Source organism: Comamonas piscis, assembly GCF_014109725.1.
In the GTDB taxonomy this organism is placed as follows: Bacteria; Pseudomonadota; Gammaproteobacteria; order Burkholderiales; family Burkholderiaceae_C; genus Comamonas; species Comamonas piscis.
On the sequence record NZ_CP058554.1, the window covers coordinates 1,130,393 to 1,151,263 of the forward strand.

The window sequence follows — 20,871 nt, forward strand, 5'->3', positions numbered from 1 at the left end:
GGCAGGCGTATAACCCGAGGAGTGATTCCGTGCAACGCAATATCTTTTTGAAGACCCTGGCCGCTTCGGCCGTCGCCATGCTCGGCCTGGGTGCCGGTCTGGCGCATGCCGCCGATCCGCTGGAAGTGCCTTTCTACTACCCCGTGGCCGTGGGCGGCCCGATCACCAAGGTGATCGATGGCTATGCCAATGATTTCAACAAAGCCCATCCCCAGTACAAGATCACGCCGATCTACGCGGGCACCTACCAGGAAACCATCGTCAAGGCGCTCACCGCCAACAAGTCAGGCAAGGCGCCAGCCACCTCGGTGCTGCTGTCGACCGACATGTTCACCTTGATCGACGAAGATGCGATTGCGCCGATCGACGACTTCGCCAAGACCGATGCCGACAAGGCCTGGCTCAAGGGCTTCTACCCCGCCTTCATGGCCAACAGCCAGACGGGTGGCAAGACCTGGGGCCTGCCTTTCCAGCGCTCCACCGTGGTGATGTACTACAACAAGGAAGCCTTCAAGGAAGCCGGTCTGGACCCGAACAAGGCCCCCGCGACCTGGAAGGAGCTTAGCGACGCGGCCAAAAAGCTCACCAAGAAAGACGCCAACGGCAATGTGACCCAGTACGGCATCCAGATCCCATCGACCGGCTTTGCCTACTGGATGCTGCAGACCTTGACCACCCCCAACGATGTGCTGCTGGCCAATGAGGCGGGCACCAAGGTGAACTTTGACAACCCCAAGGTGATCGAGGCGCTGGACTACTGGGTCAACCTGACCAAAGAAGGCGTGCACCCCAAGGGCGTGATTGAGTGGGGCACGACCCCGAAAGACTTCATGGAAAAGAAGGCCGCGATCATCGTCACCACCACCGGCAACCTGACCAATATCAAGGCCAATGCCAAGTTTGATTTTGGCGTCGGCCAGATCGCCGGCAATGTGCGCAAGGGCGGCTCCCCCACCGGTGGCGGCAACTTCTACATCTTCAAAAAGGCGGCCAAGGAGCAGCAGCAGGCCGCCTTTGAGTTTGCCAAGTGGGTCACCCAGCCCGAGCGTGCTGCGCAGTGGAGCATGGACAGCGGCTATGTGGCCGTGTCGCCCGCCGCCTATGACACGCCGATTCTGAAGAAATACGGCCAGGATTTCCCGCCAGCATTGGTCGCCCGCGACCAACTGCCCGTCTCGGTGGCCGAGTTCTCGACGCATGACAACCAGCGCGTGACCAAGGTGCTGAACGACGCAGTGCAGGCCGCGCTGAACGGCACCAAGACCTCGGCGCAGGCGATGAAGGATGCGCAGAAGGAAGCCGACCGCATCCTGCGCAGCTACCAGTAAAGCCGTACCCGGCATGGCCCGCTTGCAGGCCATGCCGGGGCAGGGTGGGGGAACCATCCCATCCCATTGAGAGACACCACACGCATGAGCGCTTCTTCCTCGTCCATCGCCGGCAGCGGCCAGCGCAGCATCCACGCCTGGTTGCTGCTGCTGCCTGCGCTGGTGCTGCTGGTGGCATTCACACACTGGCCCGCCGTGGCGACCTTGATCGACAGTTTTTACTCCACCCCCAAGGGCGCCCGCCCAGCGGTATGGGTGGGGGTCGAGAACTACCAGTCGATGGTGGACGACCCGGTGTTCTGGCAGGCGGTGCGCAACAACCTCTGGTTTGCGGCGGCCACGATTCCGGCCTCCATCGGGCTGGCGCTGTTGATGGCCGTGTGGGTGAACGAGCGCATCGCTGGCCGCACCTTTGTGCGCATGGCCTACTTCACGCCCACGGTGCTGCCGATGATTGCGGTGGCCAATATTTGGCTGTTCTTCTACACGCCGCAATATGGGTTGCTGGAGCAGGTCACCGGCGCGCTGGGCCTGCCTTCGCACAACTGGCTGGGCAGCCCGTCCACCGCGCTCGGGGCGATCACCCTGGTGGCGGTGTGGAAGGAAGCCGGCTTTTTCATGATCTTCTATCTGGCAGCGCTGCAAACGCTGAACCCGAGCCTGAAGGAGGCGGCGGCGATTGAGGGCGCCTCGCGCTGGTACTTTTTCCGCCGGGTGCAGTGGCCGCTGCTGATGCCCACCACGGTGTTTGTGCTGGTCAATGCGGTGATCAATGCCTTCCGCCTGGTGGACCATGTGTTCATCCTCACCCGGGGCGGCCCGGACAATGCCACCACCTTGCTGCTCTACCACCTGTATGAGGTGGGCTTCAAGTTCTGGGATACGGCTTATGCGGCGGCCATCACCGTGGTGCTGGTGGTGGTGCTCTCCAGCGTGGCGCTGTTCCAGTTCTTTGTGTTGGACAAGAAGGTGCACTACCAATGAGCAGCCGCCAAGCCCCTGCCGTTATTTACCGCCACACCTGGCTGGATACCTTCGCCGCCTGGCTGCTGGCGCTGCTGTGGATTCTGCCGCTGGCCTATGCGTTCTGGACGGCGTTCCACCCTAGCGAATACGCGACTCGCTTTGACCTGGGCGCCCCCTGGACCTTGCAGAACTTTCGCCATGCTTGGGACGCGGCGCCGTTTGCGCGCTACTTTCTGAACACCACCCTGCTGGTGGCCATGATCTTGGCGGCGCAGCTGGTGCTGTCCACCTTGGCCGCCTTTGCCTTTGCGCGCTACCAGTTCCGAGGCAAGAACATCGCCTTTGCGCTGGTGCTCGTGCAGCTGATGATCATGCCCGACATCCTGCTGGTGGAGAACTACCAGACCATGGCCCGGTTGGGCCTGGTCGATACGCTCTTTGCGATTGGCCTGCCGTACTTTGCCTCGGCCTTTGCGATCTTTTTGCTGCGCCAGACCTTTATGGGCATCCCCAAAGAGCTGGACGAGGCCGCGCGTGTCGAAGGGGCCAGCACCTTGCAGATTCTCTGGCGCGTCTATGTGCCGTTGGCCCGGCCCGTCTACACCGCCTTTGCGCTGGTGTCGGTGAGCTTTCACTGGAACAACTTTCTCTGGCCGCTGATCATCACCAACAGCGTGGAATCGCGCCCGCTCACCGTCGGGCTGCAGGTGTTCTCCAGCGTAGAGCAGGGCGTGGACTGGTCCACCATCACGGCCGCGACCTTGATGACCTCGGCGCCGCTGTTGGTCGGCTTTATCCTGTTCCAGCGCCAGTTTGTGCAGAGCTTTATGCGGGCAGGGATCAAGTAAAAGCGCTAGAGTGGCGCTCTTTGGCTCAGGAGTCTTGCATGTCCGCAACTGCTCAGGCTGGCGTGGTGCTGTACGTCAAGGATATTGAGCGCGTGGCGCAGTTTTATGCGCAGGTGCTGGGCCTGCAGGTGCAGCACCGCGAGCCTGGATGGGTAGTGCTGGCATCCACCGCCTTCCAGCTGGAGCTGCATGCGATCCCGGCCGACATCGCCGAGCGCATCCACATCAGCACGCCGCCCCAGCGGCGCGAAAACGTGGCGCTGAAGTTTTTTGTCACCGTGCCATCGCTGGCCGATGCAGGCGCCATCGCAGACAGTCTGGGCGGTGCGCTACTGCAAGCCGCCTGGGCAGGGCCAGGCTTTCGCGCCTGCAATGCGGTGGACTGCGAGGGCAATGTCTTCCAGCTGCGCGAGCCTGCGCCCGCTGCCCCCAACTAACTGATCACACTTTCCCGGCAGGCCTCTCAGACGCCGCCTCCAGTCAGGCCGGTTGCTGCTGCGTGGTGCAGTGGATACCGCCGCCACCTGCGGCGATAGCATCGATATTGAGTTGCACAATATCGCGGCCCGGGAACTGCTCACGCAAGATTGCTTTGCAGTTGCGGTCCGCACGGGCATCGCCAAATTCAGGGCAGATGACGGCGCCGTTGCAAACATAGAAATTGATATAGCCAGCCGCAAAGTCCTTGTTCGCATACTGCGGCCTGACATCGTCAGGCCCCGGCATCCGCAGCACCTGCAAGGGGCGGCCGCGCGCATCGGTCGCTTTGCGCAAGATGGCCAGGTGGCGCTGGGTGACAGCATGCTCCGGTGAGGAGGTATCGTTCTCAAAACCAGCGACCACCACCCCGGGCGCACAGAAGCGGGCATAAAAATCGGTGTGGCCGTCGGTGATATCGCGTCCGGCAATGCCGGGCAGCCAGATCACCTTGTCGATTCCCAGCACGCGCTGCAATTCCTGCTCGCATTGGGCCTTGCTGACGCCCGGGTTGCGGTTGCCATTGAGCACACAGCTCTCGGTGATGATGGCAGTGCCCTGGCCGTCCACTTCAATGCCGCCGCCTTCCAGGATCAGACTGCTTTTCAGCACCGGAACGCCGGCCGTTTTTGCGACAAAGGCCGCTACCTTGGCATCGTTGCGGTGCTGCTGCTTGTTGCCCCAGCCGTTGAAGTTGAAATCGACCCCGGCGAACCCGCCGCCTGCCTTCTTCACAAACACCGGGCCGGTGTCACGCATCCACAGGTCATCAATATCTTGTATTAGCAGCTTGACCTTGCTGCCGCACAGCCGTGCGGCCAAGTCGTAGTCTTGTGCGCTGACCAGCATCTGCACGGGCTCCAGCTGGGCAATGGTCTGTGCGATCAGTGCCAGATTGGCCTGTGCGCCTGCCTTCAGCCGCCGGCCCCAGATTTCGTCACTGGCGCCAAAGGCCATCCAGGTAGCAGCATGGCGCTCGCCTTCATCGGACATGCGCCCTTGGCTGTCTGCCGCAGACGCGGACTGCACCGGCATGCCCACGGTGGCACCGGCGACCAAGCTGGTGCCTGCCGAAAGAAATTGTCGTCGTTGCATGGTGTTGGCTCCCCTGGGGTGGTTCGCGCCATTGCGCATCACATCTTGACCTGTCTTCATCACTTTTCCAATGGCTCCTTTCCGGAGCGTTTGCGTTGCCGAATGTTCGGACCAGGTCGCATTGTGGATGGCGCTAGGTATGAGATCAAATGATAAAATTTATGTTGATTCATTAATGTTTCTCATATGTCTGAGCCGCGTATTCCTTCGATGAAGCTGTTGTTGGGTTTTGAGGCCGCTGCCCGGCTCGGCAGTTTCTCGCGCGCAGCGGATGAGCTGCATGTGACCCAGTCTGCTATCAGCCACCAGGTGCAGCAACTGGAGGCGCAGCTGATGCAGCCCTTGTTTCGCCGCGCGGGACGGGGCGTGGAGCTGACCATTGCAGGCGAGGTGCTGCTACGCAGCGTTCAGCGCTCGCTCAGCGTGCTGCGCAGCGGCGTGGAGCGCATTGGCACCTACCTCGATCCCGGCCTGGTGTCCCTGGTCTGCCCCGCGCCGCTGCTGCGCGGCTGGCTGCAGCCCCGGCTGCCCAGGTTGCAGGCGCTGCTGCCCGGGCTGAGCCTGGTGCTATCGGTCGATGAAAGCGCCCGCTTTGTCGATGAGATCGATGTTGATATCGCCATCAGCAAGCGGCCGCTGTTGCAGCCGGGCTTGCAAGAGCTGCCCCTGCTGCAAGACGAATGGCTGTTGGTAGCAGATGCGGGTATCGCCAAGAAGCTGGGCCGCATTCCGCAGGCGCAGCAGCACCTGCATACGGATGTGCTGTGTCTGGAAGAGAGCCTCACCGCAGAGGCCACCGCGCCGCTTTTTCTGGGGCCGCTGGCGCACTTTCGCAAGCGCGCTATTTATGACGATGCGCGCCTGGTGCTCGATGCCGTGTTGGCCGCCCAGGGCATCGCTTGCTTGCCCAGCCTGCTGGTGGAGGGCTGCTTGGCCAGCGGGCAGCTGCAGGTGCTGCCGGGCTACCCGCGCTTGCCGGGCAGCACTTGGTGGCTGTCGGGTGCCGCAGGGCCTGCCCGCTCGGAGATGGTGTCGCAAGTTTTCCAATGGCTGACTGCGCAAGGCACAGCACGTTGACCTTTACCGAGTGTTGTGGGCTACGCGGCATTCACCCTGCGATACGCAAGGTTGGAAAATTATGTATGATGAGCAACATGCGAAATGACAATTCCAACACCCGAGCAGCTGCCAAGCAAGCGACACATGAGCGCATTGTGTCGGTCGCAGCGCGCGCCATCCGCCGCAGCGGATATGGAGGCACGGGGGTGGCCGACATCATGAAAGAGGCGGGCCTGACGCATGGGGCCTTCTATGCGCATTTCGCCTCGCGCGAGGCGATGTTGGCGGAAGCTGCCAGTCTGGCCTGTGCAGAATCTGCTGCCGTGGTGGCCGATGTGGCCGCCCAGGCTGCGCTTGACCAGGGCTGGGAGGCCCTGCTCCGTGCCTACCTGTCCAAGGCCCACGTGCAGCATGCCGAGCAGGCTTGCCCCCTGGTTGCCCTGGGCTCCGAGACCGCTCGCCAGGCTCCGGAAGTGCGCCGCGTGACCACCCAGCACATCAAGGGCATGGTGGATCTCATCGCCCGCCAATCGCCCGATTGGGGGCAGGCGCAAGCCCACGAGCGTGCCATGGTGACCTTGTCCACGATGGTGGGCAGCCTGTTGCTGGCCCGTGCGGTCGATGATCCGGCGCTGTCGGACAGCTTGCGCGAAGCGGCGCTCAAACAACTGCTGCCAGTCGATCAGGCAACCGACCATGCATCTGACAGCGGCGCCTAGCAGCGCGCCGCTTTTTTTTGATTTCAAATATGATGATCATCATGCGAAATTCAACCTTGCAAGCGTTGGTGTTGGATCGCCCTGGCAAAAAGAGCTGGCTGTTGTGCGCAGTTGCGCGAGTCCGCAGCGCTGATCGGGGCGGGTGCTCCGTCCGGTCGCAGATCGTGTTCTTCCCTTTGAATGCACCCCTGACGCACTGGCCTCTGTTACGGCCAGCCATGCCCAGGGGAAAAGTCCCCATCCAGCGCCATTGCGCGCTTCTTCAACCTCGGTAAATGTGGAGATTCCCATGAAAATTGCTAACGCTGTCGTTCTTGTCACCGGTGCCAACCGTGGCATTGGCCAGGCCTTTGTGCGCGAGTTGCTCGCCCGTGGTGCCAGCAAGGTCTATGCGGGTTCACGCGATCCTGCCAATGTCAGCCCACAGGCAGGGGTGCATCCGCTGCGGCTGGATGTCAACAATCCCGAGGACGTAGCGGCTGCGGTGGCACAGGCGCCAGATGTGACCCTGGTGATCAACAACGCCGGCATCGCGCAGACAGGTGGTTTTCTAGCCGAAGACAGCGAAGCCGTGGCAAGGCGCATGTTTGAAACCAATTTCTTCGCCGTATTGCGCATGAGCAAGGCCTTTGCGCCGGTGCTAGCAGCCAATGGCGGTGGTGGCTTGCTCAATGTGCTGTCGGTTGCCTCCTGGTTGAACGGCAGCGATCTGGCCGCTTACTCGGCGAGCAAGTCCGCCGCGTGGTCGCTCACCAATTCGCTGCGCTACGAGCTGGCTGCCCAGAAGACGCAGGTGTTGGGCCTGCACATGGCCTTTGTCGATACCGACCTGACACGCGGGCTGGAGGCCCCCAAGTCCAGCCCCGCGGATATCGTCAGCCGCACGCTTGATGCGCTGGAAGCAGGACTGGACGAGGTACTGGCCGATGACTTGACGCAGCAAGTCAGACGCGGACTGGCGGCGGACCGGCCCAGCTACCTGCCGCAGCGCGGCTAAGCACCTGTTCAAAGGCCTGGTTGCTGGTAGCAGGTATTAGGCGTGCAGCACCAGCTCAAAGCCTTCCGCCGCTGACGGCGCGACAAAGTGCTGGCTGATCAGGTCAAACTGCGCATCGCTGGTTTCAAACGGATGCTCGCCCGAGGCATTGCGCGCCCGCAGGCGGCGCTTGCATTCCTCGTCGGGCAGTTGCAGCCAGTGCAGCGCATGCGGGGCCCCTGCTGCTTCAAAAATGCTGCGCGCCCAGGCGCGGGTGCTGGGGGTGTTGGACGGGAAATCCAGCACCACGGAAGTACCCGCTTGCAGCAGCGACACGATATGGGGCTGCATCGCACCGCGCAGTCTGGCGGACAGCAGGACATAGTCCTGGATCGACACCAGCGCATCCGGGTAGAGCTGGGGCGAGCCAGGCATCTTCGCTGACCAGCACGCTGCGGGGCTGCGCCGCAAGTTGCCGGGCGAGGGTGGATTTTCCGGACGCGATCTTTCCGCAGAGCAGGTGCAGGGTGCCGGCATCTCTGCCTCTATCGGCGAATGTGTCAGGCGCTTGGGTGGTGTTCATTTCATCTCCTTCGAGGAAACCCCAGAGACGGAAAACCCACCTCCAGGGTGGGTTGCTTGCTTGCGTGGCCGCGCGCTATCCCACCGTCGGTTCGACGATGCGAATAATTCGGGCGGTAGTACAAAGAGCCATCAGCGCAATGTAGCAGAAGCCTGGTCAGCCTGCAGCACTGCGCACCGTCAAGCGCGCCGCTTGCTCAGGCGGATATCGCCATCGCCGATATTGCTCTCTTTGCCCCAGCCCAGGTGGCGGTAGAGGCGTGCTGCGCGGCTGGATTTGGCCGTCTCCAGCCAAGCGGCTTCATGCTGCGCAAACAAGGCCTGCTCGCAGGCTTGGCACAGGGCGCTGCCGAGGCCCCGGCCTTCGTGGTCGCTGCGCACAAACAGCGCAAACAGGCAGGCGCTGTCCAGGTCCACCATCGCAAAGCCGGCGACCTCGTCGTCGACCGTGGCGACCCAGGCGCAAGGGGTGCTGCGGATGGCCTCGGCAATGGACTCGGGCGTGACGCCGACGGCGGCCAGCTCTGCGCTGGTCATGCTGTTCTCTTTGACTGCCAGGCGCACATGGAACATGGCTGCTACATCGCCCACGGTGGCGGGGCGGATCTGAAAGGAATCTGGGGTGTTGTTGCGCATCGCCCGACTATAGAGGCGCTGGGTCTGGCTTGGGGCGCTGACACGAAAAACGCCTGGCCCCTGCTGCACAATGGCAGGCGATGGCGCCAGCCGGCGCGGCTATCCACAGAGTTTTCCACATGCAAATACTGACCTGGAATGTGCAATGGTGCTGCGGCCTCGATGGCCTGGCCGATCCGGCGCGCATTGTGCGCCATGCGCTGGCGATGGGCGAGGGGGCGGGCGGCATTGATGTGCTGTGCCTGCAGGAGGTGGCCGTGGGCCACAGCGGGCTGGCGGGCGCACCGGGTGACCAGGTGGCGCAGCTGCAGGCGCTGCTGCCGGGCTGGCAGCTGTTTTTTGCTGCCACCACCGATGGTTTTGATGCCAGCGGCCAGCGCCGTAGTTTTGGCAATGTGGTGGCCAGCCGTTTGCCGGTGGCCGAGGTGGCGCAGCACCGCTTGCCCTGGCTGGCGGAGGTGGGCGTGGTGAGCATGCCCCGGGGCTGCTTGGTGCTGACGGTGCGCGACCCGGTGCTGGGCTTGGTGCGTGTGCTGTGTACCCATCTGGAATACCACAGCGCCAGCCAGCGCCTGGCGCAGGTGCAGGCGCTGCGGGCGATCCATGCCGAGTCATTGGCGCAGCTGGCAGCACGGCCGGGCACGGCACCTGCAGCCACGCCCTACACGACACCAGCTCACACGCCGCATGCGGTGCTGTGTGGAGACTTCAACCTGCATGCTGGCGAGGCGGCCTATGCTGCCCTGGTGGCTGCGCAGGCCGATGGCTCGGCGCTCTGGCATGACAGCTGGCCCTTGCTGCATGGCAGTGCGCCGCAGCCGCCCACCTTCTGCCTGTTTGACCGCACCTGGGGCCCTGCACCGGTGGCCTGTGATTTTGCGCTGGTCAGCGACAGCCTGCGCAGCCATGTGCGGGCCTGGCACAGCGACAGCGCCACGCAGCTGTCCGACCACCAGCCGGTGCTGCTGTCCCTGGCTTGAAATATGCGACCTTGGCCTGCACTTGGGCCTTCAAGGTCTGCCTATGATGGGCAGCAGGAGAGAGCGCCATGACCGAAGACAGCTTGCACATTGTGTGCCCCCATTGCCATACCACCAACCGCGTGCAGCGCGCGCAGCTGGCCCAGCAGCCCGATTGCGGCAGCTGCCACCAGCCCTTGTTCAGCGGCGAACCGGTCGCGCTGGATGCCGACAGCTTTGCCAAGCAGTTGGGGCGCAACCACATCCCCGTGGTGGTGGATTTCTGGGCTCCCTGGTGCGGACCCTGCCTGCAGATGGCGCCCGGCTACGCCCAAGCCGCCAAACAGCTGGAGCCCCGGCTGCGCTTTGCCAAGCTAGATACCGAGGCCTACCCGCATGTGGCCCAGCCCTTCAATATCCGCAGCATTCCGACGATGGTGGTGTTCAAAGGCGGCCATGAGGCGGCACGCATCTCCGGCGCGATGCCACTGGGTGAGATCGTGCGCTGGCTGCAGTCGGTTTTGTAAAAAGCGTTGCCCCATGAAAAATGCCATCCGTGTGGATGGCATTGCTGTTTTTGCAGAGAGCGCGCGAGTGGCCACGCGCTCTCAAACAGGTTCTTAAAGCTTCACGGCTTGCGGCGTGCCGGTCAGGTAACCCACCGAGGCGCCAAACTTGTTTTTGTAGTTGGCGTTGATCAGCGGATCGAGCTGGTCCTTGATCTTGGCGTGCAGCGCGCTCCAGTCACCAGGGTGCTGGAAGTTGCTCATGATGTAGGTCCAGCCGTTGGCTTCGTCCACCGCGTGCAGGCCGGTGGATTCGGCGCCGGCAGGGGTCGACAGGATGCGCGACAGCTGCTTGGTGTCGGCGTTGTAGGCCCACAAGAAGTTGTTCACGTGGTTGCCGCTGTCCTCACCGATGAACAGGGTGCGCATCTTTTCGGAGAACTTCAGGTTGTCCGGGCTGGCGATCTTGTCGGGGTTGGAGGTGTTGCCCAGTGCGTCTGCGGCAATGTCCTCACCCATCATCAGCATGTGCGATTGCTGTGGCACCCATTCGCTGTTGATGGTGGCGCCTTGGCGGTCCTTGATGCCGCCAACCAGATTGTGGGCCAGCACGCCGCCGGCCTTCACGGTCTTGGGGAAGGTCACGTTGTGCTTGGCATTCCAGGCCTTGTCACCGTTGATCATCGAGGTCTGGATGTTGGCCAGTGCCGAGTAGGCCACCTTGTCCTTGATATTGACGGTGGTGCCTTCCATCTTGGTGAACGCCATCGAGCCGCCAACCAGGTTGGCGTAGCGGTGGCTTTCCAGGAAGGCCGCAGCCTTTTCCATACCGGGCTTGAGCTTGAGCCAGGCGGCCTTGCCGTCCAGGAACACCGCGGTGTAGCTGGCATCTTGCGGGTCGGTGGTCAGCGACTCCATGATGTCGGTGGGCTTGAGGCTATTGGCCAAAGCTTCGATTTCGGCGCTGGTGGCGTGGCCCAGGTGGATCCACTCCATCTTGGCGGTCGAGGTGTCGGTCAGCACGTCGGTGTAATGCGCGACGTACAGGTTGCCGGCGGACAGGTCTTTTTCCTTGTCGGCCACGAACATGAACAGGCCGCCATTGGTGTAGTCATCGCCCATCAGCGCGGTGCGGTTGTCAGGCATCACATGGATCAGCTCGTGCGAGATGCGACCCAGGCAGTAGTGCTTGGTGACCGTGCCGGTGCCGTCCTTGTTGACGGTGATTTCTGGCAGGTGGCCGTAGTGGTAAGGATTGGCCGTCGTTTCGTTGCCGAACACATGCTTGCTGTAGGCCTTGAACTGGGCCGAGCTGGCAGCGGTGAAAGCATCGGGTTCGTACTCTTCGCTGGACAGGTGGGTGTTCCAAGGCGAGAGGCTGGCGCCGCAGGTGATCCACAGGCCGTGGGCCTTGGACATGTCCACGTTGTGGTACTTGACCAGGCTCAGCTTGCCGGTGTCCTGGTCTTGGTCCAGGGTCAGCACAGCGATGGGCGAAGGCAGGGTGCCGTAAGCATCGCCACCCGACAGGTCCTTGGATGCGTATTCAAACTGCACCACGGCAAACACCGGCTTGCCCTTGACGCCGTCCACCTTGGCATCGGCGATCTGGATGATCGAGGAGCCATCGGGGCAGTCGGAGAAGAAGTGGCGCTCGCTGCCAGCCACGGAGTTGTCCATGATCGGCTGGTTGTTGATGTCGTAGTAGCCGCCCGCCAGGATCTTGCCGCCCTTGCCGTCAGCAACCATGTCGCCGGTGACGAAGAAGGATTCGTAGGCCAGTGCCACTTCGCGCTTGCTGTCGTCAGCGTACAGAATGGTCATCACGGCGGTGGTCGACGTGGTCGCCATTGCTGCCGGGTTGGTCAGGTTGGGCGCTGCCATGTTGGAGAAGCTCACCGACTTGAAGGCCGCCGTGGGGCCATCGTCATCACCACCACCGCCGCAGGCGGTCAGCAGGCCTGCTGCAGACAGGGAGCCAGACAAAGGCAGCAATGGTGCGCTGCCCAGAAATTTCAAAAGACGGCGACGCGAGGTCAGCACTGCGCTCATATCGGTAACTCCGTGGGGTGTTATGTAGTGTTTGGATGCACCACAGAGGCCCATGAAAGATCCAGGCGAACATACTCTGTGGTGCGCACGGAGTATCGATCGCAGCGATGGCAATGGTGTGACGGTAATGTGTCGTTTGTATGACGACTATGGGCGCCGTCAGGTGCCGATCAGGGAGCAGGCTGGTGCCTTGAAGGGGCCCTGGACGAATGGGATTACCGGGCCGGAAGGTGGCCATTTTCAGCCCGGCGCAGCGGGCGGCGCCGTAACCAGAAATATTGCCTGCATTGTGGGCATCCGTGTGTAGGACATGCGATCTGGTCAAAGCGCCGCTAAGGTGCTAAAACAAAGCCACGATAACGGTTGCCTAGGGAGGCTCTGCAAAACCCTCGCCAAATGGTATGGACGCCATCCGGCCATGGCAGGGAGTTTTGCAGAGGGGTCCTAACAAGTCTGCGGCACGGTCAGCCCCTTTGGTGCCGCCACGGAGGTCGTATGGATGTCATCAGCAACTCTGCCGCCCGCTACCAGCGCCTGCGCGAAGAGGAAATGTCGCTCGACGAGTTTCTGGCTTTGTGCCAGCGCGATCCGATGGTCTACGAAGGGGCAGCACACCGCATGCTGGCAGCGATTGGCGAGCCGGAGATGGTCGATACCCGCAATGATCCGCATCTCTCGCGCCTGTTCGCCAACAAGGTGATCCGCCGCTACCCCGCCTTTGCCGAGTTCTACGGCATGGAAGATTCCATTGAGCAGGTGGTGAGCTTCTTCCGCCATGCCGCCCAGGGCCTGGAAGAGCGCAAGCAAATCCTCTACCTGCTGGGCCCGGTGGGCGGCGGCAAAAGCTCCATCGCCGAACGCCTGAAGTACCTGATGCAGAAGGTGCCGTTCTATGCGCTCAAGGGCTCTCCGGTGAACGAATCACCGCTGGCCCTGTTCGATCCGATGGAGGACGGCCCGGTACTCGAAGAGCAATTTGGCATTCCGCGCCGTTGCCTGAACCATGTGCTGTCCCCCTGGGCCGTCAAGCGGCTGGAGGAATACGGCGGCGATATCCGCCAGTTCCGGGTCGTCAAGCGCTACCCCAGCATCTCGCGCCAGGTAGGCGTGGCCAAGACCGAGCCGGGTGACGAGAACAACCAGGATATCTCCAGCCTGGTCGGCAAGGTCGATATCCGCAAGCTGGAGAACTTTGCCCAGGACGACACCGATGCCTATAGCTACTCCGGGGGCCTGTGCCTGGCCAACCAGGGCCTGCTGGAGTTCGTAGAAATGTTCAAGGCGCCGATCAAGGTGCTGCATCCCTTGTTGACCGCCACACAAGAAGGCAACTACAAAGGCACCGAAGGCTTTGGCGCCATCCCCTTTGATGGCATTGTGCTGGCCCACAGCAACGAGAGCGAGTGGAAGGCCTTCCGCAACAACCGCAACAACGAGGCCTTTCTGGACCGGGTCTACATCGTCAAGGTGCCGTACTGCCTGCGGGTGTCGGAGGAAGTACATATCTACGAAAAGCTGATCCGCGAATCCTCGCTTGCCAGCGCGGTCTGCGCGCCCGGCACCTTGAAGATGATGGCGCAGTTTGCCGCGCTCACGCGCCTCAAGGAGCCCGAGAACTCCAGCATCTTCAGCAAGATGCAGGTCTATGACGGCGAGAGCCTCAAGGACACCGACCCGCGTGCCAAGAGCTACCAGGAATACCGCGACTATGCGGGGGTGGACGAGGGCATGTCCGGCATCTCGACCCGCTTTGCGTTCAAGATCCTGTCCAAGGTGTTCAACTACGACAGTACCGAGGTGGCGGCCAACCCGGTACACCTGATGTATGTGCTGGAGCAGCAAATCGAGCGCGAGCAGTTCCCGGCGGAGCTGGAAACCAAGTACACCGGCTACATCAAAGAGTATTTGTCGCCGCACTACGCCGAGTTCATCGGCAAGGAAATCCAGACCGCCTACCTGGAAAGCTATAGCGAGTACGGCCAGAACATCTTTGACCGCTATGTGACCTATGCCGACTACTGGATCCAGGACAGCGAGTACCGCGACACCGACACCGGGGAGGTGTTCGACCGCAATGCGCTCAATGCCGAGCTGGAAAAGGTGGAAAAGCCCGCCGGCATTGCCAATGCGAAGGACTTCCGCAACGAGATCGTCAACTTTGTGCTGCGTGCGCGGGCCAACAACCAGGGTAAGAACCCCAGCTGGACCAGCTACGAGAAGCTGCGCCTGGTGATCGAGAAGAAGATGTTCTCCAACACCGAGGAGCTGCTGCCCGTCATCAGCTTCAATGCCAAGGCCAGTGCCGAGGATGCGCGCAAGCACGAGGATTTCGTCACCCGCATGGAAGCCAAAGGCTATACGCCCAAGCAGGTGCGCCTGCTGTGCGAATGGTATCTGCGCGTGCGCAAGAGCAGCTGAGGCAACAGGGCGCGGCGCGCCGCCACCGAGCGCGCCGGGCAACGGATGGGGGTCACAGATGGCATTGCAAATCATCGACCGCAGGCTCTCCGGCAAGAACAAGTCGGTGGGCAACCGCGAGCGCTTTGTGCGCCGCTACAAGACGCAGATAGCCGACGCGGTGCGCCGCGCCGTGGCCAAGCGCGATATCCGCCATATCGAGCAGGCCGAGAACATCACCATTCCGCGCAAGGACATCCAGGAGCCCAGCTTTCACCATGGGCAGGGAGGTGTGCGCGACACCGTCCACCCGGGCAACACCGAGCATGTGCGGGGCGACCGCATTGCGCGGCCCCAGGGCGGCGCGGGTGGTGGTGGCTCCCAGGCCAGTGATGGCGGTGAGGGCGAGGACGACTTCACGTTTACCTTGACCAAGGAAGAGTTCATGGAACTGTTCTTTGAAGACCTGGCCCTGCCGCGGCTGCTGCGTACCCACATCGCCAGCACCTTGCAGTACAAGACGCGGCGCGCCGGCTACAGCCACGACGGCACGCCGCACAACCTGGCCGTACTGCGCACCATGCGCGGCGCCTTGGGCCGGCGGATCGCACTGACCAAGGCGCCCCACCGCGAGCTCAAAGCGCTCGAAGAGGTACTGGCAGCGCTGCTGGAGCAGGACGATGGCACCAGCGAAGCGGTGGCCGAGCTGCAGCAACGCATCGCCGGGCTGCAGGCGCGCATGGGCAAGGTGGCCTTTCTGGATCCGCTCGATCTGCGATTTCGCAGCCGCAGCAAGGTGCCCGAGCCCAGCAGCCAGGCGGTGATGTTCTGCGTGATGGATGTCTCGGGCTCGATGGACCAGGCACGCAAGGATCTGGCCAAGCGCTTCTTCATCCTGCTGTACCTGTTCTTGACGCGCCACTACGAAAAGATCGAGATTGTCTTTATCCGCCACCACACCCAGGCGGCCGAGGTGGGTGAGGACGAGTTCTTCCATTCCACCGAAAGCGGCGGCACCGTGGTCAGCAGCGCGCTGGTGCTGCTTGACCAGGTCATCCGCGCACGCTACCCGGTCGCGGACTGGAACATCTACGTGGCCCAGGCCAGCGATGGCGATAACTTTGGCGACGATGGCGGCAACTGCCGCAGCCTGCTGGCAGACAAGATCCTGCCGTTGGTGCGCTACTTTGCCTATGTGCAGGTGGTGGCGCAGGAGCAAAACCTGTGGCAGGAATACAGCCAGCTCTTGCCGCTGTTCGCCCAGTTTGCAATGCGCAAGGTCTCGGAGGCTGGCGATATTTACCCGGTGTTCCGTGATCTGTTCAAGAAGGAAGGGGTGACGGTATGAACCTGTCCCAATACCCCGTGCTCGCGCGGCGCAAGGGCGGCCAGCCGTGGAAGGTCGCGTTCTCCGGCGACCGCTCGCAGCGCCCCGTGCCTGCCACGCCCTTGCCGGCGGGCCAGCGCCCCCGGCAGCCCCTGCCCGACCCCAGCGACTGGACCTTTGAGCTGATCGAGCGCTACCACGCCGCCATTGCCGAGACGGCCGAGCGCTATGGCCTCGACACCTACCCCAACCAGCTCGAAGTGATATCGGCCGAGCAGATGATGGATGCCTATGCCAGTGTCGGCATGCCGGTGGGCTACCGCCACTGGAGCTATGGCAAGGAGTTCTTGGCCACCGAGCGGCGCTACCGCCGGGGCCATATGGGGCTGGCCTACGAAATCGTCATCAACGCCAACCCCTGCATCAGCTACCTGATGGAGGAGAACACCACCGCGATGCAGGCGCTGGTGATTGCCCATGCGGCCTATGGCCACAACAGCTTCTTCAAGGGCAACTACCTGTTTGGCATGTGGACGGACGCGGGCAGCATCATCGACTACCTGGTCTATGCCCGCGACTTTATCGCCCAGTGCGAGGAAAAGCATGGCATCGATACGGTGGAGCAGTGGCTCGATTCCTGCCATGCGCTGTCCAACTTGGGCGTGGACCGTTACCGCCGCCCGTCGAAGAAGACCCTGGCGCGCGAGCGGGCCGAGCGGGAGCTGCGCGAGGCCTATGCCCAGCAGCAGGTCAACGAGCTGTGGCGCACCCTGCCGGCGCGCCCCGACAAAAATAGCACCGCGCAGCACCATGAGCGCTTTCCCAAAGAGCCTGAAGAGAACCTGCTGTATTTCATCGAAAAGAACGCACCGCTGCTGGAACCCTGGCAGCGCGAGGTGGTGCGCATTGTGCGCAAGATTGCCCAGTACTTCTACCCGCAGCGCCAGACCCAGGTGATGAACGAGGGCTGGGCCACCTTCTGGCACTACACCTTGCTGAACACCTTGTACGACGAGGGCTGGCTTACCGATGGCGTGATGATCGAGTGGCTCTCATCGCACACCAATGTCATCTACCAGCCGCCGGTGGGCCACCGCGCCTACAGCGGCATCAACCCCTATGCGCTGGGTTTTGCGATGTACCGCGATATCCAGCGCATCTGCGAGCACCCCACCGATGAGGACCGGCGCTGGTTCCCCGATCTGGCTGGCACGCCTTGGCTGCCGGCATTGCACCATGCCATGCAAAACTACAAGGATGAGAGCTTTATCGGCCAGTACCTGAGCCCCAAGCTGATACGCGATATGCGCATGTTCTCCATCCACGACGATGCCAGCGAGCGCGAGCTGCTGGTCAGCGCCATCCACAACGAAGACGGCTACCGCAACCTGCGCCAAACTCTGTCGCAGCAGTACGACCTGGGCGCGCGCGAGCCCAATATCCAGGTCTGGAACGTGAACCTGCGCGGCGACCGCTGTCTGACCCTGCGGCACACGCAATACCAGGGCCGCCCGCTGTCCGAGGATGTGCAGGAAGTGCTGAAACACGCCGCACGCCTCTGGGGCTTTGGCGTGCAGCTGGAAAGCGTCAACAGCGATGGCGATGTGCCGGTGCTACTGCAGTCGGTGCCAGCGCCGCCGGCTTGACATGGGGGGCCTGACCAGGTGCCTCAGTGGCTCAGGGCTGCCCGTTGACAGCGTCTGTCGCCATGATCTGTGCCACCGCCTGGCAGCGCGCCTCATGCACCATCGCGCCAATCTCGGCGCCTTTGCGGCCGGTGCGGGCGGCGCGTTCTGCCACATCCTTGGTGCTGACACCTTGCGCTATAGCCAGCAGCCGCAGCAGTTGGGCGCGTTGCGGGTAGGGCTTGTCGCCTAGCCCCAACCGCCCTTGGGCATCGCACTGGCAGGCGAGCAGCGCATCGGCAAAGCGCTCGGGTTTGCGAAAGGCGTCGCAGCGCTCCAGCAGCCGCACGACGGCAGCCGGCGCAATGCCCGGGCTGCGGTGGATATTGCCGTGCTCGGCGGCGACCACCAGCGCCAACTCAGCGCAGTCGCTGGGCACGCGCAGGCGCTGCTGTACGGCGCGCGCCAACTCCACACTGCGCTCCTCATGGCCGATATGGCGGGGCAGTACATCGGGCGGGGTGGTGCCCTTGCCCAGGTCATGCGCAATGCAGGCCCAGCGCACAGGCAGCGCGGCATCCAGCTGGGCGGCGCGGTCCAGCACCATCATCACGTGGATGCCGGTATCCACCTCGGGGTGGTAGTCGGCCCGCTGGGGCACGCCCCAGAGCCGGTCCAGCTCGGGCAGCAGGCGAGCAAGGGCACCGCAATCGCGCAGGACGTCGAACATGCGTGATGGCCGCGTCTCCATCAGCCCGCGCGCCAGCTCCTGCCAGACGCGCTCGGGCACCAGCGCATCGACCTCGCCATCGACCACCATCTGGCGCATCAACGCCAGGGTTTCTGGAGCGACGGAGAAATCATCAAAACGTGCCGCAAAGCGCGCCAGGCGCAGGATGCGCACGGGGTCTTCGCGGAAGGCCTCGGTCACATGGCGCAGCACCCGGGCCTGCAGATCGGCCTGGCCGCCATAGGGGTCGGTGACGGGGTCGCTGCCGTTCCAGTCGGCGGGGGCGGCCATGGCATTGATGGTCAGATCGCGCCGGGCCAGGTCCTGCTCCAGGGTCACATCGGGCGAGGTGGCAATGCTGAAGCCCCGGTAGCCCCGGCCGGACTTGCGCTCGGTGCGGGCCAGCGCATATTCCTCATGCGTGCGGGGGTGCAGAAAGACCGGGAAATCCTTGCCGACCGGCACAAAGCCCTGGGCCAGCATGGCCTCGGGGGTGGAGCCCACGACCACCCAGTCGTGGTCATTCACCGGCAGGCCCAAGAGGCGGTCGCGCACCGCGCCGCCAACCATATATGTGTTCATCGGCCGAGTTTACTTGCCTGCGGCCTGCACATAGACGCCGCTGCTGTGCAGCTCGCCCTCGGCCGATTCGATGCGTGCCACCGCCTGCGGGCCCGCGCGGCTGACCAGCACTTCCAGCAGCGATTCGGCCAGTGCCTGGGCGGCGGTGACCGATGGGAAAAAGGAGGGGCTGTTGACCGCAAACAGCAGGGTTTCATCGGCCGCCAGCGACAGCGGCGAAGCCAGGCTGTCCGTCAAGGCCAGCACTTTGCATCCCCGCGCACGGGCCAGCTCGACCGCATGCACGGTCTCGTGCGAATAGGGCGCAAAGCTGATGGCGACCAGCACATCGCCGGGGTCGATCGCGCGCAGCTGCATCTCGCGCACGCCGCCCATGCCTTCGAGCAGATGCACCGAGCGGCGGAACAGGCGGTAGACATAGACCAGCGAGAACGCCACCGGAAAGCAGGCGCGCATGCCCATCACATGCACTTGCTCGGCCTTCTCCAGTAGCTTGGCGGCGGTTACCAGGCGCGCTGCGCTGTGCTGCTCGGTCACATCCAGGTTGCTGCGCTGCATCGCAAACATCTCGGCCGTGAGCTGTTTGTCGCGGGCGCGGCCCAGCAGGCTGCGTGCGCGCTCACCGTATTGGTTGCCGGCCTCGCTGGCCAGGCCCATGTCGGCGGTCAGCGCCTGCTTGAAGGGGTTCCAGCCCTCAAAACCGCAGGTCTGGGCAAAGCGCACCAAGGTGGTGGGCGGCACCTGGGCATGCAAGCCCACATTGCGCATCGACTGCGTGACCACCTCATTGGGGTGGTCCAGCACATAGCGCGCCACTTGCTGCAGCGACGGGCTCAGGGAGGCAAAGCGGTCTCGCAATTGGTCGATTACGCCCATGGCGGCTGGTCTTTCTTCAGATTGAGGGAAATCACGGGTAGCTATTGTGCGATATGGATCATATGATCCAAAAAAAATAAAAAAGGAGCAAAAGTTCTAAAACGCCGCAAGGCACTGGCCGGCACCGTTGGGGTGCCAAGAGGATCATGGATATGCAAGTAAAAATGGGTGTGAAGTCTGCGGTGGCTCTGGCTGCGCTGCTGTGTGTGTCGGTGGGCGCGATGGCGCAAAGCAGCAGCACGCTGGACAAGATCAAAAACTCGGGTGCCATCACCTTGGGCTACCGCGAGGCCTCGTTTGGCTTCTCCTACCTGGATGCCAACCTCAAGCCCATTGGCTACAGCATGGATATTTGCGCGCACATTCTGGACGCCATCAAAACCAAGCTGCAGCTGCCCGCACTGAAGGTGAACTACCAGGCCGTTACCTCGGCCAACCGCATTCCGCTGGTGCAAAACGGCACGGTGGATCTGGAATGCGGCTCGACCACCAACCTGGTGGAGCGGCAAAAGCAGGTCGCCTTCTCGCCAGATATCTTCCGCTACAACGTGCGCATGCTGGTCAAGAAGGATTCGGGCATCAAGAGCATTGCCGATCTGCAGGGCAAGTCGGTTGCCACCACCACCGGCACTACCTCGTTCCGCCTGCTGCGCCAAGCCGACCGGGCCAGCAATCTCGACATCAACAATGTGCCGGGCAAGGACCATACCGATTCCTTCCTGCTGGTGCAGGGCGGCAGGGCCTCGGCCTTTGTGCTGGACGATATCTTGCTGGCCGGCCAGATCGCCAATGCGCGTGATCCGCAGAACTACGAGATCGTCGGAGAGAGCCTGCGCACCGAGAACCAGGCGCTGATGCTGCGCAATGACGACCCCGCTTTCAAGCAGTTGGTCGATGACACCGTCTCGGGCCTGATGCAATCGGGCGAGATGGAAAAGCTCTACAACCGCTGGTTCATGTCGCCGATTGCACCCAAGGGCATCAATATCAACTACCCGCTGAATGCCGAGACGCGCGATGCGTTTTCGCATCCCTCTTCCAAGGGGATCTGAGCGCCGGGCTAGTGTGGGCTGCTGAAGGCCAGCGGCCTTGCTCACCGCAAACGTAAACGCAGACCAGGGGCGCACCCCC

General features: G+C 62.8%; 18 protein-coding genes and 1 pseudogene. 13 read left to right on the forward strand and 6 right to left on the reverse strand.

The genetic code is table 11. The annotated features are described in order from the left end of the window. Positions 1-29 precede the first annotated feature (29 nt). From HS961_RS05110 to HS961_RS05125, 4 genes are all read left to right on the forward strand, one after another. Positions 30-1,328, forward strand: a complete 1,299-nt coding sequence (locus tag HS961_RS05110; protein WP_182326677.1) for an ABC transporter substrate-binding protein — start codon at positions 30-32, stop codon at positions 1,326-1,328. Between the two features lie 84 nt (positions 1,329-1,412). Next, positions 1,413-2,312 carry a carbohydrate ABC transporter permease gene (locus HS961_RS05115; protein ID WP_182326678.1) on the forward strand — a complete coding sequence of 300 codons (900 nt, stop codon included), beginning with the start codon at positions 1,413-1,415 and terminating at the stop codon, positions 2,310-2,312. Next, positions 2,309-3,142: a carbohydrate ABC transporter permease gene (locus HS961_RS05120; RefSeq protein ID WP_182326679.1), complete on the forward strand. Its 834-nt coding sequence runs from the start codon at positions 2,309-2,311 to the stop codon at positions 3,140-3,142. The genes HS961_RS05115 and HS961_RS05120 overlap by 4 nt, the downstream gene beginning before the upstream one ends. Before the next feature lie 38 nt (positions 3,143-3,180). Further along, positions 3,181-3,579, forward strand: coding sequence for a VOC family protein (locus tag HS961_RS05125; RefSeq protein ID WP_182326680.1), 399 nt, complete (start codon positions 3,181-3,183; stop codon positions 3,577-3,579). A gap of 43 nt (positions 3,580-3,622) precedes the next feature. Here HS961_RS05125 and HS961_RS05130 read toward each other — a convergent pair whose 3' ends face one another. Further along, positions 3,623-4,714, reverse strand: coding sequence for an agmatine deiminase family protein (locus HS961_RS05130; RefSeq protein WP_182326681.1), 1,092 nt, complete (start codon positions 4,712-4,714; stop codon positions 3,623-3,625). Between the two features lie 186 nt (positions 4,715-4,900). Here HS961_RS05130 and HS961_RS05135 point away from each other — a divergent pair, with 186 nt between their 5' ends. The 3 genes from HS961_RS05135 (at position 4,901) to HS961_RS05145 (ending at position 7,489) form a co-directional block, all read left to right on the forward strand. Beyond that, the gene (locus tag HS961_RS05135) at positions 4,901-5,791 is read left to right on the forward strand and encodes a LysR family transcriptional regulator (protein WP_182326682.1); all 891 of its coding nucleotides are present in this window, start codon (positions 4,901-4,903) and stop codon (positions 5,789-5,791) included. Positions 5,792-5,856: 65 nt separating this feature from the next. Then, a complete protein-coding gene (locus tag HS961_RS05140) occupies positions 5,857-6,492 on the forward strand; it encodes a TetR/AcrR family transcriptional regulator (RefSeq protein WP_182326683.1) in 636 nt (211 codons plus the stop codon). Positions 6,493-6,781: 289 nt separating this feature from the next. Further along, positions 6,782-7,489: an SDR family oxidoreductase gene (locus HS961_RS05145; RefSeq protein WP_182326684.1), complete on the forward strand. Its 708-nt coding sequence runs from the start codon at positions 6,782-6,784 to the stop codon at positions 7,487-7,489. 36 nt (positions 7,490-7,525) lie between these two features. Here HS961_RS05145 and HS961_RS05150 read toward each other — a convergent pair. Both HS961_RS05150 and HS961_RS05155 read right to left on the reverse strand, forming a co-directional pair. After that, positions 7,526-8,051: pseudogene (locus tag HS961_RS05150) on the reverse strand (AAA family ATPase). A gap of 179 nt (positions 8,052-8,230) precedes the next feature. Then, entirely contained in the window at positions 8,231-8,686 is a 456-nt protein-coding gene (locus HS961_RS05155; protein ID WP_238347799.1) for a GNAT family N-acetyltransferase, read from the reverse strand. A 119-nt stretch (positions 8,687-8,805) separates the two neighbouring features. On the opposite strand from HS961_RS05155, the gene HS961_RS05160 reads away from it, so the two are divergent. Beyond that, on the forward strand, positions 8,806-9,666 hold the full coding sequence (locus HS961_RS05160) for an endonuclease/exonuclease/phosphatase family protein (RefSeq protein ID WP_182326685.1): 861 nt from the start codon (positions 8,806-8,808) through the stop codon (positions 9,664-9,666). Between the two features lie 68 nt (positions 9,667-9,734). Continuing rightward, entirely contained in the window at positions 9,735-10,172 is a 438-nt protein-coding gene (gene trxC, locus HS961_RS05165; protein ID WP_182326686.1) for a thioredoxin TrxC, read from the forward strand. A 93-nt stretch (positions 10,173-10,265) separates the two neighbouring features. On the opposite strand, the gene HS961_RS05170 is transcribed toward trxC, so the two are convergent. Further along, a complete protein-coding gene (locus HS961_RS05170) occupies positions 10,266-12,203 on the reverse strand; it encodes a PhoX family protein (protein ID WP_182326687.1) in 1,938 nt (645 codons plus the stop codon). 495 nt (positions 12,204-12,698) lie between these two features. Between HS961_RS05170 and HS961_RS05175 the strand changes: the two genes are divergently transcribed. Genes HS961_RS05175 through HS961_RS05185 form a run of 3 tightly spaced genes read left to right on the forward strand, consistent with a single transcriptional unit; the run spans position 12,699 to position 17,573 of the window. Next, positions 12,699-14,621, forward strand: coding sequence for a PrkA family serine protein kinase (locus HS961_RS05175; RefSeq protein WP_182326688.1), 1,923 nt, complete (start codon positions 12,699-12,701; stop codon positions 14,619-14,621). A 58-nt stretch (positions 14,622-14,679) separates the two neighbouring features. Beyond that, positions 14,680-15,948, forward strand: a complete 1,269-nt coding sequence (locus tag HS961_RS05180) for a YeaH/YhbH family protein (protein ID WP_182326689.1) — start codon at positions 14,680-14,682, stop codon at positions 15,946-15,948. Then, positions 15,945-17,573, forward strand: a complete 1,629-nt coding sequence (locus tag HS961_RS05185) for a SpoVR family protein (RefSeq protein WP_182326690.1) — start codon at positions 15,945-15,947, stop codon at positions 17,571-17,573. The genes HS961_RS05180 and HS961_RS05185 overlap by 4 nt, the downstream gene beginning before the upstream one ends. Before the next feature lie 31 nt (positions 17,574-17,604). On the opposite strand, the gene HS961_RS05190 is transcribed toward HS961_RS05185, so the two are convergent. Both HS961_RS05190 and HS961_RS05195 read right to left on the reverse strand, forming a co-directional pair. Then, on the reverse strand, positions 17,605-18,864 hold the full coding sequence (locus tag HS961_RS05190) for a multifunctional CCA addition/repair protein (protein WP_182326691.1): 1,260 nt from the start codon (positions 18,862-18,864) through the stop codon (positions 17,605-17,607). Positions 18,865-18,873: 9 nt separating this feature from the next. Next, entirely contained in the window at positions 18,874-19,740 is an 867-nt protein-coding gene (locus HS961_RS05195; RefSeq protein ID WP_182326692.1) for a MurR/RpiR family transcriptional regulator, read from the reverse strand. Positions 19,741-19,904: 164 nt separating this feature from the next. Here HS961_RS05195 and HS961_RS05200 point away from each other — a divergent pair, with 164 nt between their 5' ends. Beyond that, a complete protein-coding gene (locus tag HS961_RS05200) occupies positions 19,905-20,792 on the forward strand; it encodes an amino acid ABC transporter substrate-binding protein (RefSeq protein WP_412101652.1) in 888 nt (295 codons plus the stop codon). Positions 20,793-20,871: the final 79 nt, after the last annotated feature.